A 14,563-nucleotide genomic window follows, 5' to 3' on the forward strand; every position below is an offset into this window, starting at 1 on the left:
AATCAAAGCCGATCCCGACTGCTTTATCGGCCCGGTCCATCCCATAAGGGACGGCTGCGGAATAGTGTGCCACTGGTGACTGCGTCGGCAAGCGGCTTCTCCATGTCCGGGAGGAGCGAGCCGCCGAGAAAAACACCCCGGTCGGTCCGCCTCCGGTGTTGCCATCCGACTGGTGTCTTGTCGCGCCCCGCGTAAGTTCGGCCGAGACGTTGGCGGATCTCGACCTCGCCTGTGCACAGGCGACGCTCGGCGATGTCGATGCCCTTCTGGCGCTGCGGTTCGACGACATCGCGATTCCCACCTACGGTTCTTCCCGAGGTCCGACCATGGACCTCGTCTCCGCAGTCGTTGTGTTCGGTGGGCGGATGCGGGAGCGAAAGCCGAAGGGCAGGGTGGTGATCCATGGCCTTTACGACGTATCGCGGAACGCCGCTATGACGTTAGCGCTGATCGCCAATGACCTACGCCCCGGCCGTGAGGAGGCGGCGGTGCAGCGGCTGCTGGCGCAGGATGTGGAAGGGCGCATGCACCCCAACCCGCCGATCACTGGCCACTGGGAGCGGTCCCGGAAGGCGCGCTTCCGCCCGCGGATTCCAGAGTGACGCCAGCCGGCTGGCGTCGAGTGCAGCGGCCTACAGGTAGCAGCAGTATGTTACGACTTTCGCGCGGGCTGGCCATGTCGCCAGCCATCCGATCCTGACCAACCGACGTCGCAACGCGACCCGTCCGCTCAGACCGAGCCGGATGGTAGCCGCGCGCTGGTCGATCTCGTTGCAAACGAGGGCAGCCGCCACACCTGCCTCATGCAAGAACGGCTTATCCTGTCCGCAGCCCCGGATAGGCGCCGATCGCAAGACCGGCAGAGCGATGCCGCTTATTGGAGCAACGGCCTTCGGCTTCGACCTCAACAGCGCCAAGTTTCGCTTGTAGGCCGGTTTCTTGGCGAATAGGTCCTGGCCGCAATAATCGGCGAAGGCAATCGCCTCCGCCTCCGCCGGAAACTCGATCCGCAGGATGTGGTCATAAAGGTCGAACACATCTTCCTTCTTCCTGGCGCCGAAGACCTCATAATCGAACATCGTCGATCGGTGCGACGCTGTAGGCGCGACGTCGGGGAGCCAAGCGGCGAACTGTTCCAGCCGATCCGTGAAGCCGATCACCGCGAGGTGGATCACGGCGCCGGACCGCGTCAGGGCAAAGTCGGGGAAGATCTCCTTCAATCCGTTGGGCATGGTGTGGTCCAGGTAGGGGTGAGGGAAGGCATTTGAGAAACTAGCAGATCCATCATCCTCTGATCCGCAATCAGAGGTCCAGAGACTTTCTTTAGGTTGTGGTTGAAATAGGGGGAACGACCTGTATTGTCGGGTGATGATATAGGGAGGCCGTGAAGATGGCGTTGCGTCGTGGTGTATCGCATATAGGACTGATGAGCATCGTTACCGCCGCGATATTGCTGGCGGGGTGTCAGCAAGCCACTCGCTCCGGCAGCCAGTGGCTATCCTATACCGGACCTGACACGAACCGCGGCGGCGTCGCTTACTGCCGGTCTGGCCTGACCGGACTGACCTACACGATGAACGGGGCTGCGTGCTCACCCGGTGACGTCTCGTTGTCAGCCGCCGAAATGTCGACGAAGACCGAGTTCCCGACGATGACGCTGACGCAATCAGCGATCCCTCCCAAGCAACGTGATGCGGCGTGCAAGGACCATGTCGAGTCTGGCTCGCGCCGCTACACCTCCGTTCCGGAACTTTTGCGGCTGTTGGCGGCTCAGAAATCTCAGAAGGACGAGTTCGAAACCACGCGGGCATATCAGGCTCGGGTCGATGGTCAGGCGTCCGCCATCAAAGCCAGCCTGCGTTCAAAGACCGGTACCGAGTCGGTGATCGTTTCGGTGCCGCTCAAGCCTGACGGCGCCAAATACAATGCCGACCGCCAAGTGCTGACCGTCGGCGCCGACCCAAGCCCGGTGCAGACAAGCCGGGCAAGTAACGGGGGCGTCTATCACACCGTTCTCATAACCGATGTCATCGAACGGGATCTCGACACTTACATCGGCGAGAACGCCTACGGCGCAAAGCGCAAGGTGACAAAACTGTCGCAGCGCAACGGCGGGATCGTCGTGGGGCGGGCGAACTCGATCCTGGACGCCAACACATGGCCATCCAAGGGTTGGTCTCGCTCGTTCAACATGCCAGCAGACGAGGCACGGGCCACGAAGGCAAACCTGCGCCTGCTCGTGATTGGGTCATTGAACGCACCGTTTCTGCTAACCGGCTACGATGGCGCCAATCCAACGATCAGCAACCCCATAGACATCACCACGGTAACGCATGCTGTCAACATAGTTCCCGAGTGCATAGTCCTGTATGACGCGCGTGCGCGGAAAGTACTACACACGTTCTAATGGCTTCATGGTTTCAGTTATCAAGTTCACTGCATTCGGAGGATGGAGAGATTACGCCAAGTTCGCTTGTGGCAACCAGAACCGGCCCGCCGCAATCTGGATGGTTAGACGACGAATACGTGATTGCTACCAGCCTGTGACAGGACACTTAAGGAAAATTAGATGACCAAATTGATGCTGTTGAATGCGATGGCCGCGGCTGCCCTCACGCTCGCGGTGGCGGTACCCTCTGTGTCCGACGCCAAGGAAACCGCACCGCAAACCAAGCCGGCCGCGACCACGGCGGCGGCCGACAAAGCACCAGCCCAGACTGAAACGCCTGAGAAATCACGGACAGTGGCTTTCGACTGGGAGTCTCTGCTCGGACAGTGGTTGGCCGCCAACCCTGACAAGCGGAGCGACAAGAACTTCGCCGATAGTTACACGCGGCATTTCGAGTGCTTTGGTTATACTCAGGTGCGCAACAACGATTTCCGTCGTGATGAGTTTCTGGAGCAAGGCCGCAGCAAAGTGGCGTCACTTTCTCTTACCCCGAAGACCAATGTCGTTCTGCGCACCGACGCCGAGTTCGGCAAATACGACTTCGATCGCAGAGAATTCGCCTTCGAGCCTTTGTCCGAAGGTACGTATTTCCCAGTCGACAAACCACAGAGCATCAGGCCCAGCAAAGGATGGGACAATTGCTTCCCGACCGACACCTCCGCATTGCCGCAGCGTTTCAAAGTCGAGATCACGAACCCTGAGGTCCTGACCGGCTTGCCGATGGCAAAGGACAAGGCGGATGCGCTGGTCGCGCAGCGGACGAACAAATACAACGGCGTCATCAACCGTCGGGTTGTATTGTCGGTCACCTTGGCGATTGACACGTTCGGCTCAGGTGAGGCGCGCGACGGCGACAATCTGCTCCTGAACGGGCAAGCCGTCACGGTGAAGACGCACATCGTCGCAACCTCCGTGGAGGATGGTAAGGACCAGTCCCAGCGTGTCCTTTACACGCTCGACCCCGAACGCATGACCACCAAGATGGCGGTAGCCGCAGCCAACCGCGAGCGGCAACAGGCGGAGGAAGCCGCGATCAAAGCCGAACGCGGGAAGGCTGTAGATGTGGGGCCATCGACGTTGGATGCCGCCTTTACTCGCCTAAAGGGCGGTGCTCCAGTCGGCAACGAGGCCCTTCAGCGGATTGCGCTGAAAATCGATGCATGTAAGGAGGAAGTGCGTAGCGGCGGTGGCGCCGTGCCGGTCATCCACAGCCAGATCCGTGGTCTTGGCGAAGAGGACAACGTCTGGCAACCGAGCGGCAACCGCACCGGGCTGAAATTCGTCAACCTCGCTTCTTTTGACAACATCGCGTTGCCACAGGAGATGGAGGGGACAAAACCTCCCGTCTGCTACACCGATACCGCCGAAGTCATTTTCGCTCCCGTCGGGACCGACAACGAACGCCGTCTCGGCGGCGACATCCTAATGGGGCATGTCGTTCGCATCGATTTCCCATGGAACAGCAACGGGAAACGGAAGGTGTTTCCGTTTACGGCGAAGGACGACGGTCCGAAGCCATGGAAGCGCCCGGAGGATCCTCGTACGGCCCGCGACCTCGACATCATTGGCGTCAAGGGCGGCATGCCATTTGAGGAGGTCAAGGCCGTAGCGGAAAAGGAACTGGGCCAGACCTTGGTTTGGGACGGCCACAGCAAGCGCCTTACCTCCCCTCCGGAGCAGTGCACCTTCACCGAACTCCTGGGAAGCAGCCTCACTTACCTCGGCAAACGCCCGATCGTGAAGATCGGTCAGCGCTGCTTCGAGGCGACCTTCGACGAGACGGACGGCCGCAGGGTGCTGGTGAAACTGGCGTTGCGCCAAGTGCTACCGGCGGAAAAGGCAAAGCCGATCAGCGACGCGATCACTGGCAAGTATGGCAAGCCGATCTACGCGACGTTCGATCGCCAGGATCCGGCGCTGGCGTTCCGTGCTTACGGCAAACGCTGGACGGAGGATCGTCTCGACGGTCGCACCATTCCAGTCCCGCAATATGCGTTGGAGATCGACGGGACACAGGCTAGGGACGACAAGAACGACCCTGTCTATATCCTCTCGACCTATCTGATGGACCAGATTGTCCTTGATCGCAAGACAGAGGCCGATGAGCGGCTCCGTAAAGAGAAAGAAGAGAAGGCTAAGGTCGATGTCAAACTCTGATCCACAACCCCGGTAGGACACTCACGGTCTGTTTCGAAGGCATGTGCCGGTAGGGTACTGATTGAAAGGAAGCGGTGCTCCAGTGATGGAATTGCGAAATTCCGCGGGGTAGACCGCTGATGTGGTTACCCGAGGATCGCTGGCTGGCTGGCGCCCATGGCGCCGGCCAAGTCCTGAGCAATACCCAAGACCGTATGATCGAATTACTGGTCCCATGCCCCGGCTACACGAGCAGGCTTCGGTATGCTGGATGCTCTGCTCTATGTGGGCCAAGCACGGATGCGATGGTGTTACCTGGATGCGCCACCGCCTATCCTTGGTCGACAGTGAGAACCATGGATTCTGCAGATTGCTCCAGCAGGGGGGCGAGCCTGGATGGGTTTCAGGTTTCCGACGCGCTTTCCGCCGATCGGGCCCCCATTAAGAGCACCTTGCTCTGTCGAAAGCCTCATGTGGCAATACCAAGGAGAACAAGGCGGCTGACGTTGTAGACGACGCCTCTGAGCAATGCTTGAGACCGTTGTGTGAGGTCGGTGCGGGCGGATAGGGCCTCGCCCCACCTCCGCTTCGCAACCGACATGACGGTTGCGACTCTCCAGCGCTGCCGGTAAGCGCGCTTGCTGGCAGCATCCCCTGGGTCATTGAGCAGTCGGTGCATCTCCTGCCGGTATGGGGTGGTTGCGACGACTTTGATCGAGCGCCGCTTCTTCGCCTGGATGACCGCGCTCACGCTTCGCCCCCACTCAAAATACCGTGAGGTATGGCTGCGCCAGAGCCCTGTGCTGTCGAGGGCGAACTGGCACCGCTGGCCATCGGGTTTGACCCGGCTCATGGTCTCTGCCAAAGCCGACGCCACCAGTTCGGCACTGAGCCAGCGGCGGGCGAACCACCAGAAGGTAAGGTGGTCGGGGACGACTATGCCGCCACCAAAACCGCGATCGGCTCCGGCGGCTCGCATCCGTATCTGGTAGCAGCGACCTGCCCAATCGTTGAGGTGACGACGCCTCAGCGTGCCACCGCAAAGTAATTGTCACAAATGCGCTTGCCATCGGCTTGCATGCACATGGCGTTGTTCGTTTCCGACCATGGCGCACCGTCGAGAGTACAATATAGTGCGCTAACAGACCGCGTTTCCTTTGGGTTGATATAAAGGCTTCCTTGAGCGCTGTAGCCATGGATATTGATGGAACCTTTGACCATAGCGCAGTGGGTATCGCTTGCGGTTGCTTCTGCGACCTCTGTATATGCCAGATCACCAATCCCTTGGGGGGAGCCCTGGGAAACTCTGTATTTCTCCTGCCGGCGCAGGGCTGTGTACGCAGCCTGGCTCATCGTGACCGCAAGCCTTCGTGCTACCTGATCGGGGACCTTGAGCCGTGCATTCAGGACGGCGGTCCGATCGTTGATGGTTGCGCGCCTGGTCTCCTGTATGATGGTCTGGTTGGTGTCTTCGATTTTGAGAACGTCCATGTATTCGGGTTTGGTAAGAGCGTCGAGCAGTGCCGTGTCCTTCATGATCTGATGAATCAGGTCGTGATCGATTCCACGGTTCGTCCCACTTGCCATGCCGAGGGTCATGGCGGCCGCAAGGACGTTCTTTCCAATGCTCCGGCCAACGTTAACCTTGGTCAGTCGACTGTTGCATGCATCATACTGCGTATGCTTATCCAACAATGGACTGCACTCGATTTCATTAACTGACGGCTTATAGCCCATATTGGTCTCAAACGCGGGCTCGATCGACTTGCGATCCCGCCTTACCCAGAGGATTTCATTCTCCTCCTTCCAGCGTCGTTCTGGCTTGGCCGTGACCTCAACGATTTTCCATTTTCCGTCTTGTTCGGTCACCTGAACAAACCAGCCATTCCCTTGATGGATAGCACCATTATATCCGATGCTTACCTTTTCTCCGGTGGCTGTCTGCACGGCTTTTGGAGCCGTGCTCGCGCAACCGCTTGTCACGAGAACTGCCGCCACCAGGAGAGAAAGCCGAAAACGCATGAATTTTCTCGCCAGAAGAGTTTCTGACCTCATGCTTATCAAAGTACCCCGCTCGATATCAACCATAGCGGACTTGCATATTCATATATGCATCCGCACGCGCTTCTTCTTGCTATGCGATTCTCTTAAACTCTGTTCCTGGCGACACCGGATAAGATGACAGAACCATCTTTGGACGAATCGCCAGCAGATGAGGCTGACGGCTATTTTATGGAATGCGGTGAAGATGTCGGCGCGGCGTTCGTATCGGACGGCGATGCGACGGAAGCGCGCGAACCAGGCGAGCGTCCGCTCGACAACTCATCGGTGTCGGCCGAGGCGCTCCCTGCTCTCAATGCCACGCCGGGCGATGCGCAGGATGATCGCTCACCGGCACAGTACCCGCCGGCAGTGGGCGAAGCCGTAGCCCTTGTCGGCGTTCAGTTTGGCCGGGCGACGTCGTGGCCGGCCCACGCATAGGCGGATCGCCGGCACGGCATCGACCAGCGCCTCCAGGAACTTGCTGTCATGCCGGTTGGCCGGCGAGATTTTCAGGGCGAGGAGGATGCCGTTGGCATCGACGAGGATGTGCCGCTTGGAACCCGGCCTGCCGCTGTCCGTCTGGTTCGGCCCGGTCTCCTCGCCCCCTTTTGCTGGAACGCTGACGCTGTCCATCGCCGCGCGATCCCAGTTGATGGCGTGGGCATAGCCGAGCCGGTCCGCGATGCAGCCGCTCCCAGACGCCGGCTTGGTGCCATTCGTGCAGCCGGCGCCAACAGGTCATGCCCGAACCACATCCCATCTCCATGCCCAAAAGTTCCCACGGAATGCCGGAGCGCAACACGAACAGGATGCCGGTCAGTGCCGCCCGGTTGTCTAGCCGAGGCTGCCCCCTTCGGTTTGGGCGGCTCCAGTGGGAGTAACGGTTCAATCGCGGCCCCAAAGGGCGTCGGAGACGAGAGGTGCAGCCATATTGCTCTCAACAGCCCAAACGCCGCTTTGTCAGGTGCTCTTAACCGGAGACGCTGGTGCGCTCACCTCCTGTGGGAGAAGGGATTTCCACCCGAACTCTGCCGGTACGCGTCGAATAAGCCAAGAGGGCTCACGTTGGAGCACAAGGTCGTTCTGGAGCAGCAGAGCGGTCAATTCCTGGCCGCGAAGCCTGCCGACGGCTGGAAAGCGGGACATCAAGTCCTGACGTTTGATTCCTGTTTCATCGACCGCGGAGATGAAGTCCGCAAGCCTCTCCACAGGCGGCACGGGATATTTCATGAGATCTCCGATGCCCAATCCGGCTTCGGCGGCCAGCAAATATCCCCATCCATTCGCTTTGCAATAGCGCCTGCCGGCAACCGCTTTTCTCAGCGTATCAATGGTACAAATTTCTAAAGCCGACTTCACCTCAACGACCAGCACCCTACCGTCGTTCATCCGCAGCATCAGATCTGGATAATAGACACGCTCGCTCCCGAGCGCGCGGTAGGAGATGGCCAAGGGCTGGACACGGTACCAGTCCACCGTCGAGGCGGAGTCGATCTGCTCGATGTACGCTCGCTCAGCCTTGGATTCATGCGGAACGAGGTTGTATCCGTCGCGCTTACTGCGAAACCGCCCGACTTTGCTCCCCGATATGCTGACGCCCAACGCGCGCCTGTTCAGCGACTCACGAGGAGGACGCAGGCATCGGAAGGAGTGTTTATGTTCGAGCCTTGGAATGCCCCGAGCGGGCTTCTCGCCAGCGGGAGGAATCGTTGGAGGGCGATCACTATCGGGAAAGCATGCCTGGGACAGCAATCGCTCAACGAATTGCTCGGGCGTTCGTGGAGAGAGGCGAGTGGAGCCGGTCCGGATTTCGGCTGAAACGCTGGAGGCAAGTGTGGAGAAGGAATTTTTGCTGACGGACTTTTCGGACATGATCTGCAGGACGAAGCGGACCTGCATAGCCGGATTCGATGCCGGCTTTCCGTTGTACAGCCAGTCGAACAGAGCCTTCGCGAGATCACGATCCACCGTGATTTCACTGCGCATTTCTGCAATCAATCCCGCTTCAGTCGTTTTTCGAAACTTGATCTTATGGCGTAACTTCCTGCGACCTTCACTTAGCGAACTTTTTACCCTACCTGGCTTGACCTCAAGCATTCGCGCCACCGCCGCCATGGTTCTTACGGCACCTTTTTCAGGAAGGCCGAGATACAGGCGGATGATTGATCGCGTCTCCTGCGGCTCGATTTCTTCCAGCAGGACGTTGAGAGCAGCGAAGAATTGATCAAAATTCATTGGCAAAATCGTCGATCCGTCGGGCAGCATCAAACGCGAGAGAGTCCCATATTGCCGACTGATTTTGGCATTGTCACCATCCGCTTCATCCATGGGTTGCATCGAAGTCGGTTCTATTCCCAGTCATCGCGGACGGAGCAGAAATTCTCCATCAATCGCAAGCAGACTCGAAAGCAGTAACTGGTGTCGATGGCGGAGCCAGTGCCTTTCCGTTTCGAGACCGACCAAGTGATGGGAGTCGCCACCCCTGGGTGTGAAGGGCTCGCAGGCAAGCAGCAGCCGCGGCTGCGCGAAACCTCCGCCGCCGTGCGGCTGTTGAACCCGATGAGCACCCAGGTCATGCAGGCATCCTCCTGGATCTGGAGCGGGAGGTCAGCCATGGTCGCTTCACTGATCGAACGAGCAGGCAGGCACAGTTTGGTGCGGCTGAAGCGCCAAGCCATCCTGGCGCAGATCCTCGGTGCGCTGGAAGCGCTGCAGAGGGCGGGCGTAGGCGTGCGCGTGATCATGCCATTGTGGGACGACAAGCCGGTCGAATTTCTGGCGGACGCACCAACCATGCCGGTCAAGGCCCTCGTCGCGCGCCTGCTGAAGCGAGGCATGGGCACCGTCACGCACGACGTCATGTTCGTGGGCGACCTGCAGCCGGACCATCTGGCTGCTTTGCAGGCAAAGTCGCTGGACCTGGATGCGCTACGCCAGCAAAGCCGGAGAACGGCGCCGTGTCCGCCCGCCCGCTGAAGCAGTAATGTGGACACAGCCAAGGGCGGTCGACCAAAGCGAGCCGAGCCCCCACCAAAGGAATCTCCGATGAATCTGCACCCAGCCCTTTCTCCCGGCCGCGCCGCCGTCATCACCGGAGCCGCCAGCGGCATAGGGCTCGCCACTGCCGAACGCTTCGCCGCGATCGGCATGAGGATCTGCCTCGCCGACCACAATGTCGAGGCTCTGAGGACGGCCGCCGCCGCCGTGGCACAGATTGCAAAACGTCCGGAGGATGTCATTGCGGTGCCGACCGACGTCTCCCGCCTTGAAGAGATCGAGCGTCTGAAGGACACGGTTTTCCAGATGTTTGGCGAAGTTGCCCTGCTCATGAACAATGCCGCGGTGGAGGGTGGCGGCGGACTGCTCGGTAGTCCTGAGCGCTGGCAGCAGATCCTGGGAACCAACCTTTGGGGAGTCATCCACGGAATCCAAGTCTTCGCACCGGCGATGATTGCCCAGGGCACCGCCTGCGCCATCGTGAACACCGGTTCGAAGCAAGGCATCACATGCCCTCCCGGCGACACCGCCTACAACACCAGCAAGGCCGGGGTTAAAGTGGTCACCGAGGCGTTGGCTCACGAACTGCGCAACACGGACGGCTGTCAAGTCACCGCACACCTGCTGATCCCCGGCTTCGTGTACACCGGCCTCACCCGCGCGCGGAGTGACCGAAAAGCCCGCCGGCGCCTGGACGGCGGAACAGGTCGTCGATTTCATGCTGCCCGCCATGGCTGGCGGAGACTTCTACATCCTGAGCCCGGACAACGACGTCACCCGCGAGATGGATAACCGGCGCATCCGGTGGGCGGCCGAGGACATCGTCCGCAACCGGCCGCCGCTCTCCCGCTGGCATCCGGATTTCCAGGATGCCTTTGCTGCCTACATGGCTGCCGATAAGCCGAAGGAGTGAGGGTCGTATCGGTGAGGCTGTATCCTCGTCACACTCGATCCAGCGGCGCCGCTGAAGGTAGGGAAAAGCGTGGTGGTGCCTGCTGTCACTCTGTCAGTATCGGTAGACACCGCCGAACAGGTCCCCCAGCGCCCGACGTAGCAGGATGGTGACGCGGAAACGCCGGCGATGCTCTTCGCGGTCGTGGAGCATGTGGCAGCGCCGTTATATCGCGCAACGCTGTTCACCAGCGCCTTCCATGCGGCCTGTGGTGTGACCTACAGCGCTGTTCAGCCTTCCCGCGTTGTTCACACCGTTAGGGTGGCGGAGCCTTGACATCCCAGCACACCCGCCATATAGTAGTTTCACTATATGAGGTGGGGCGACCATGACGTCGGAGAACAGCCTGGACATTCGCGAGGTTCGCTTCCTGCCTGCCGGGACGTCGGACGACTATGACGCGATGCCCGAAGATGTTCGGGATGAAGCGGATGCCGCCACAACGCTGCTGCAGAACGGCCGGATGCCGGGTAATGCTGAGCCCCTGAAGGGTACGCTGAAGGGCATCACCGAGGTCAAGATCGACCACAATACCGACACCTTCCGCGTCTACTACGTGGCCGAATTCGAGTGCTGCCTCTACATCATCGAGGCGGGCATTAAGAAGTCGGCGACAGGCAAGGCCATCCCGCGGCCACAGGTCGAGCGTCTGGAGAAGCGCCTGACTCAGGCGCGCGCCCATTACAAGGCAAACGAAACCTTTCTCCGCAAGACCTACGAGGCACGCAAGACGGCCCGGCTGCAACAGGAAGCCGAGGCTGAGTCCAACAAGGACATTCCGACACCGAAGCCGTGGTGAATGTGAGGAGATGAAGCGATGACGACCGAAACTGAAAAGACCGGCATCCCAGGGGTCGACTACGAGATCACCGAAGTGGACGGCGTCACAGTCAGCGGCAGCGGCAACTTCCTTGCGGACCGTGGACACAAGAACCCGGCAGAGATGCGGGCCAAGATCCTGTTGGCCGACAACATCCGCGTGCTGATCCAGGAGCGCGGTTGGCAACAGGCGGAAGCGGCCGCGATCGCCGACGTGGCCCAGACCGACATTTCGCGCATCGTTCGATGCCAGGTTCGAGGCTACTCGGTGTGGAAGTTGGCCAAGATCCTGAACGATCTCGGTGCCGTCACCGAGATCGTTGTCCGCATGCCGAACGGCCAGAAGGAAGCGATTGCCATCTCCTGATGGCACTCGTGCCTAGCCGTTCAGCGAAGAGGAATGACTTGGCTGGCCCCGGTGTTCAGGCCCGTCCTGGCACGGCCGCCTTGGCCGTTGGTGGCTCTGCGCTCAGCGATGCCGATCTCCCGCTGAGCCGCTCGCTCGACATCGCGCAGGCGGAGCAGGAGCGCAGCGTTCTCGCTCTCGGACGCGCGCAAGGATGCAGCCAAAGCGGCACGGTCGTCCCGCAGGCGTCGGATCACGTCCTCGGCCGTGCGTGTCTCGACGACGCTCGCCACGTCGGCCTTCTCCGCGAGGATCGCGGCCCGCACCCGAGGGTAACGGCAGTCGTCCATGCCGATGAGCGTGCGGGAGCGTCCGGCCTCCTGGGCTACCGTGGTGACGTTGATCTGCAGCGTGCCGAGTTTCGCCTTCTTGGCCAGGTCAGGGTGCTGCGGCTGGCGGTTCCGCAGGCGCTCCAACGCGTCGATGAAGTCCTTCTCCACTGGATCCTGGTGCTGGTTCTTAGGCCGTCGTGGCATGATCGATCTCCAAGGTCGGAATGGGTTCCTGAAGGCGCTGTAGGATGGCTGCGGACTGGTCTGCCCGGGCTTTGGCCACCCGGAAGTCCCGTTCACAGCCTGAGGCCACCGCCCACTTCCATGCTTTCTGGTTTTCCACGTAGCGATTCCTCCAGAACTCCACGTGCTCACCATCTACCGCGAAGCATTTGCAGGACGCGCAGGTGTTCGGGTCACTTGCCGCGTAGTTCGGTTCGTGGTTGGTCCAGCGGCTGGTGCCCGCCACCTTGTGGCACAGCGCGTCGGGCGGGGAGTGTTCGATGAAGCACTTCCCCGGAGCGGAGAACCACAGTCGAAGGTCGTTCTCGGTGCACCAGGTTGCCAGGGCACCGATGGCCTCCCTCACCGACTTCCCTTCTGTGACCGCTTCGACTTCACCGCGGTGTTCGTCGACCACGTAGGAAAACTCGCCCGTCGTCGGTGCGTCGCCTCTCGCGGCTGACCAAAAGAACTTCGCCGTTTTCTGCGCACGAGCGGCATCCAATTCCTCGCGGAGTTCGGGGCGGTTCCGGATGTAACCCTGTTCCGTCATGGCCAGGCTGAGGTGTCTGAAGTGCTGGGCAACAGCCGCTGTCATCCGGCGGTCCACCCCCACGACATACGAGGCGAAGGTGCTGCGCCATTGGTGCGTCTTCAGGCAGGTCCCGCGGCTGTCGCGGTATCCGGCCAGGTTCTCCTGCCACTGGTTGGCGTCCGGCAAGCCGGACAGGTCTACGTGCTTTTCCACGAAGTCCCTCTGCGTTCTCCGAAGCGCTGGAACGCTTGGAAGCATGCCGTCACCTTCGGCACCTAATGTGAAGGACCCGCCTCCATTGGCAGCCCCGACGATGAGGGTGGTGACGTTCGCATCCCGCAGAGGCGCGCAGAGCCGCTCGAGAACGGAGATAGCCCGCACCGGAGGTGGCACGGAAGCGGACCCAACTGGCCGTGATCCGAGCAGCCATTCCTCGGCGACAGGAGTTTCGACGGTCTTTGCCAAGGTGCCGTTCACGTAGAACAACTCGTTGAGGCCAGTCTTGGAGCGTCGAGATGAAATACAGGCCGGCAACCCCGTGTCGTCGTTGGTACCGCCAAGAATTCCGCAGATCTCGTTGATGCGCATGCCCGTGTGGGACTGAAGGACGATGACGCCTGCGGCGCGCAAGTCGCTAAGCAACCTGTTGACAACGAAAAGATAGCCGAAATCCCTACCCTCTCGCTGCTTGGGCATGACGAACCACGACTCTCGATCTCCTGGAATGACGGAAAACTCGAACTCCTTGGCGACCCTGTTGACCATCTTGCGGGCCGCAAGGGGAAGCAGTCCTACTCGAACACAGCGCGCATGCTCGGTTCGACAGGCATTCCGAAGGCGGAGGAGATCCTCCGCTGGCACGCCAATGAACCGCTGGGCGGCCTCCATGATCGGCAGGGCGACTTCATCGGGCAGTGGTTGGAAGCCCGCATAATTCGGATCGCCTGTGATTTGCAGTGCTCTGCGTCTCGCGGACTGCCCGGAAAGTGGCGCTTCAGGCGGAGCCGGTATGCCGGCATCCCGGAGCGCATCCGCCTGGTTCCAGAGGTGCACCCACACCTTCAACGGACGCAGCGCCTTGTAGTAGAGCATCTGCCCTTCGTCGCTCTCATCACCGCCTTCGGGGGCTCGTTGGGAGCCCAGGTACTCGACGAATTCCTCGCTGGCGTCGCCGTCGAGATCCGAGAAGGAGTGCCGATGCGTCTCCACCATCCAGGCGCACAGGTCGCGGATGCCAAACGCGACGTCCGAGATGGTGCCCGGCTTCAAGGCTTTGCCTTCACGTGGGTCGCTGAGGAGAGACCACACCAAGACCTTCCACGCCTCCAGGAGGGATCTCCATTGCGGTGCCGTCAGCGTGGTTCCGTCTGGAAGGTCGAAGTCCCAGCGGACTGAACCGCGCCGGGTTTGTCGGAGGCCGGATTGGTTGAGTCACGCCGCCATGGCGACGTCCTCGGTTTGGGCATAATTGGTGCCCGACAGGGTCAGCGTGCCGCTGCCCGTCTTGGTCAGGCCGTCGCTGCCGCCGATGGCGCCCGACAGCGTCACGGCGACGCCGGTGTCGATGGTGGCGCCGTTGACCCCGGTGTCGAAGGCGTTGTCGATGGTGCCCGCCCCGGTCACCGTCAGCGTGCCGCCGTTCAGCGTCACCGTGCCGGCGCCCAGGTTGGCGTCGCCGGCCACGCTCAGCGTGCCGCCGTCCCGCACCGTCATGGTGCCGGTGAAGCTGCTG

15 protein-coding genes and 1 pseudogene are annotated in these 14,563 nt (G+C 60.8%); 8 read left to right on the forward strand and 8 right to left on the reverse strand.

Annotated features, from left to right (window positions below):
* Window positions 1–209: 209 nt before the first annotated feature.
* The gene (locus tag CRT60_RS01195) at window positions 210–602 is read left to right on the forward strand and encodes a hypothetical protein (protein WP_143273001.1); all 393 of its coding nucleotides are present in this window, start codon (window positions 210–212) and stop codon (window positions 600–602) included.
* 30 nt (window positions 603–632) lie between these two features.
* Here the strand turns inward: CRT60_RS01195 and CRT60_RS01200 are convergent, their stop codons facing one another.
* Window positions 633–1,232, reverse strand: coding sequence for a hypothetical protein (locus CRT60_RS01200; protein ID WP_098734631.1), 600 nt, complete (start codon window positions 1,230–1,232; stop codon window positions 633–635).
* A 158-nt stretch (window positions 1,233–1,390) separates the two neighbouring features.
* Here CRT60_RS01200 and CRT60_RS01205 point away from each other — a divergent pair, with 158 nt between their 5' ends.
* A complete protein-coding gene (locus CRT60_RS01205) occupies window positions 1,391–2,407 on the forward strand; it encodes a hypothetical protein (RefSeq protein WP_161957943.1) in 1,017 nt (338 codons plus the stop codon).
* 162 nt (window positions 2,408–2,569) lie between these two features.
* The gene (locus CRT60_RS01210; protein WP_098734633.1) at window positions 2,570–4,606 is read left to right on the forward strand and encodes a DUF4852 domain-containing protein; all 2,037 of its coding nucleotides are present in this window, start codon (window positions 2,570–2,572) and stop codon (window positions 4,604–4,606) included.
* Between the two features lie 448 nt (window positions 4,607–5,054).
* Here the strand turns inward: CRT60_RS01210 and CRT60_RS36640 are convergent, their stop codons facing one another.
* The 4 genes and pseudogenes from CRT60_RS36640 to CRT60_RS01230 form a co-directional block, all read right to left on the reverse strand.
* Entirely contained in the window at window positions 5,055–5,564 is a 510-nt protein-coding gene (locus tag CRT60_RS36640; RefSeq protein WP_204561545.1) for a hypothetical protein, read from the reverse strand.
* A 47-nt stretch (window positions 5,565–5,611) separates the two neighbouring features.
* On the reverse strand, window positions 5,612–6,673 hold the full coding sequence (locus CRT60_RS35405; RefSeq protein WP_161957944.1) for a hypothetical protein: 1,062 nt from the start codon (window positions 6,671–6,673) through the stop codon (window positions 5,612–5,614).
* Window positions 6,674–6,766: 93 nt separating this feature from the next.
* Window positions 6,767–7,558: pseudogene (locus CRT60_RS01225) on the reverse strand (IS5 family transposase); the annotation flags it as partial.
* A 30-nt stretch (window positions 7,559–7,588) separates the two neighbouring features.
* The gene (locus tag CRT60_RS01230; protein ID WP_161957945.1) at window positions 7,589–8,956 is read right to left on the reverse strand and encodes a TnsA endonuclease N-terminal domain-containing protein; all 1,368 of its coding nucleotides are present in this window, start codon (window positions 8,954–8,956) and stop codon (window positions 7,589–7,591) included.
* 90 nt (window positions 8,957–9,046) lie between these two features.
* Between CRT60_RS01230 and CRT60_RS01235 the strand changes: the two genes are divergently transcribed.
* The 5 genes from CRT60_RS01235 to CRT60_RS01250 all read left to right on the forward strand — a co-directional run bounded on the left by CRT60_RS01235 (window position 9,047) and on the right by CRT60_RS01250 (window position 11,763).
* Window positions 9,047–9,604: a glycosyltransferase family protein gene (locus CRT60_RS01235; protein WP_143273005.1), complete on the forward strand. Its 558-nt coding sequence runs from the start codon at window positions 9,047–9,049 to the stop codon at window positions 9,602–9,604.
* A 69-nt stretch (window positions 9,605–9,673) separates the two neighbouring features.
* Window positions 9,674–10,417: an SDR family NAD(P)-dependent oxidoreductase gene (locus tag CRT60_RS01240; RefSeq protein WP_204561548.1), complete on the forward strand. Its 744-nt coding sequence runs from the start codon at window positions 9,674–9,676 to the stop codon at window positions 10,415–10,417.
* Window positions 10,410–10,538, forward strand: a complete 129-nt coding sequence (locus tag CRT60_RS37435; protein ID WP_280177184.1) for a hypothetical protein — start codon at window positions 10,410–10,412, stop codon at window positions 10,536–10,538. Before CRT60_RS01240 ends, CRT60_RS37435 begins: the two co-directional genes overlap by 8 nt.
* Before the next feature lie 367 nt (window positions 10,539–10,905).
* A complete protein-coding gene (locus tag CRT60_RS01245) occupies window positions 10,906–11,376 on the forward strand; it encodes a type II toxin-antitoxin system RelE/ParE family toxin (RefSeq protein WP_098734637.1) in 471 nt (156 codons plus the stop codon).
* An 18-nt stretch (window positions 11,377–11,394) separates the two neighbouring features.
* Window positions 11,395–11,763: an XRE family transcriptional regulator gene (locus CRT60_RS01250; protein WP_098734638.1), complete on the forward strand. Its 369-nt coding sequence runs from the start codon at window positions 11,395–11,397 to the stop codon at window positions 11,761–11,763.
* A 20-nt stretch (window positions 11,764–11,783) separates the two neighbouring features.
* Here the strand turns inward: CRT60_RS01250 and CRT60_RS01255 are convergent, their stop codons facing one another.
* From CRT60_RS01255 to CRT60_RS36070, 3 genes are all read right to left on the reverse strand, one after another.
* Window positions 11,784–12,242, reverse strand: coding sequence for a hypothetical protein (locus CRT60_RS01255; RefSeq protein ID WP_143273007.1), 459 nt, complete (start codon window positions 12,240–12,242; stop codon window positions 11,784–11,786).
* 19 nt (window positions 12,243–12,261) lie between these two features.
* A complete protein-coding gene (locus CRT60_RS01260) occupies window positions 12,262–14,100 on the reverse strand; it encodes a hypothetical protein (protein ID WP_098734640.1) in 1,839 nt (612 codons plus the stop codon).
* Window positions 14,101–14,262: 162 nt separating this feature from the next.
* Window positions 14,263–14,563, reverse strand: a 301-nt coding sequence (locus CRT60_RS36070; RefSeq protein WP_161957946.1) for a hypothetical protein, incomplete at its 5' end; no start/stop codon positions are given.

Source organism: Azospirillum palustre (assembly GCF_002573965.1).
In the GTDB taxonomy this organism is placed as follows: Bacteria; Pseudomonadota; Alphaproteobacteria; order Azospirillales; family Azospirillaceae; genus Azospirillum; species Azospirillum palustre.

Bases quoted from the DNA above. Each gene is read 5' to 3' on its own strand.
- CRT60_RS01200 (WP_098734631.1), bottom strand. From the start codon at position 1,232: ATGCCCAACGGATTGAAGGAGATCTTCCCCGACTTTGCCCTGACGCGG.
- CRT60_RS01205 (WP_161957943.1), top strand. From the start codon at position 1,391: ATGGCGTTGCGTCGTGGTGTATCGCATATAGGACTGATGAGCATCGTT.
- CRT60_RS01210 (WP_098734633.1), top strand. From the start codon at position 2,570: ATGACCAAATTGATGCTGTTGAATGCGATGGCCGCGGCTGCCCTCACG.
- CRT60_RS36640 (WP_204561545.1), bottom strand. From the start codon at position 5,564: ATGCGAGCCGCCGGAGCCGATCGCGGTTTTGGTGGCGGCATAGTCGTC.
- CRT60_RS35405 (WP_161957944.1), bottom strand. From the start codon at position 6,673: ATGGTTGATATCGAGCGGGGTACTTTGATAAGCATGAGGTCAGAAACT.
- CRT60_RS01230 (WP_161957945.1), bottom strand. From the start codon at position 8,956: ATGGATGAAGCGGATGGTGACAATGCCAAAATCAGTCGGCAATATGGG.
- CRT60_RS01240 (WP_204561548.1), top strand. From the start codon at position 9,674: ATGAATCTGCACCCAGCCCTTTCTCCCGGCCGCGCCGCCGTCATCACC.
- CRT60_RS37435 (WP_280177184.1), top strand. From the start codon at position 10,410: ATGGATAACCGGCGCATCCGGTGGGCGGCCGAGGACATCGTCCGCAAC.
- CRT60_RS01245 (WP_098734637.1), top strand. From the start codon at position 10,906: ATGACGTCGGAGAACAGCCTGGACATTCGCGAGGTTCGCTTCCTGCCT.
- CRT60_RS01250 (WP_098734638.1), top strand. From the start codon at position 11,395: ATGACGACCGAAACTGAAAAGACCGGCATCCCAGGGGTCGACTACGAG.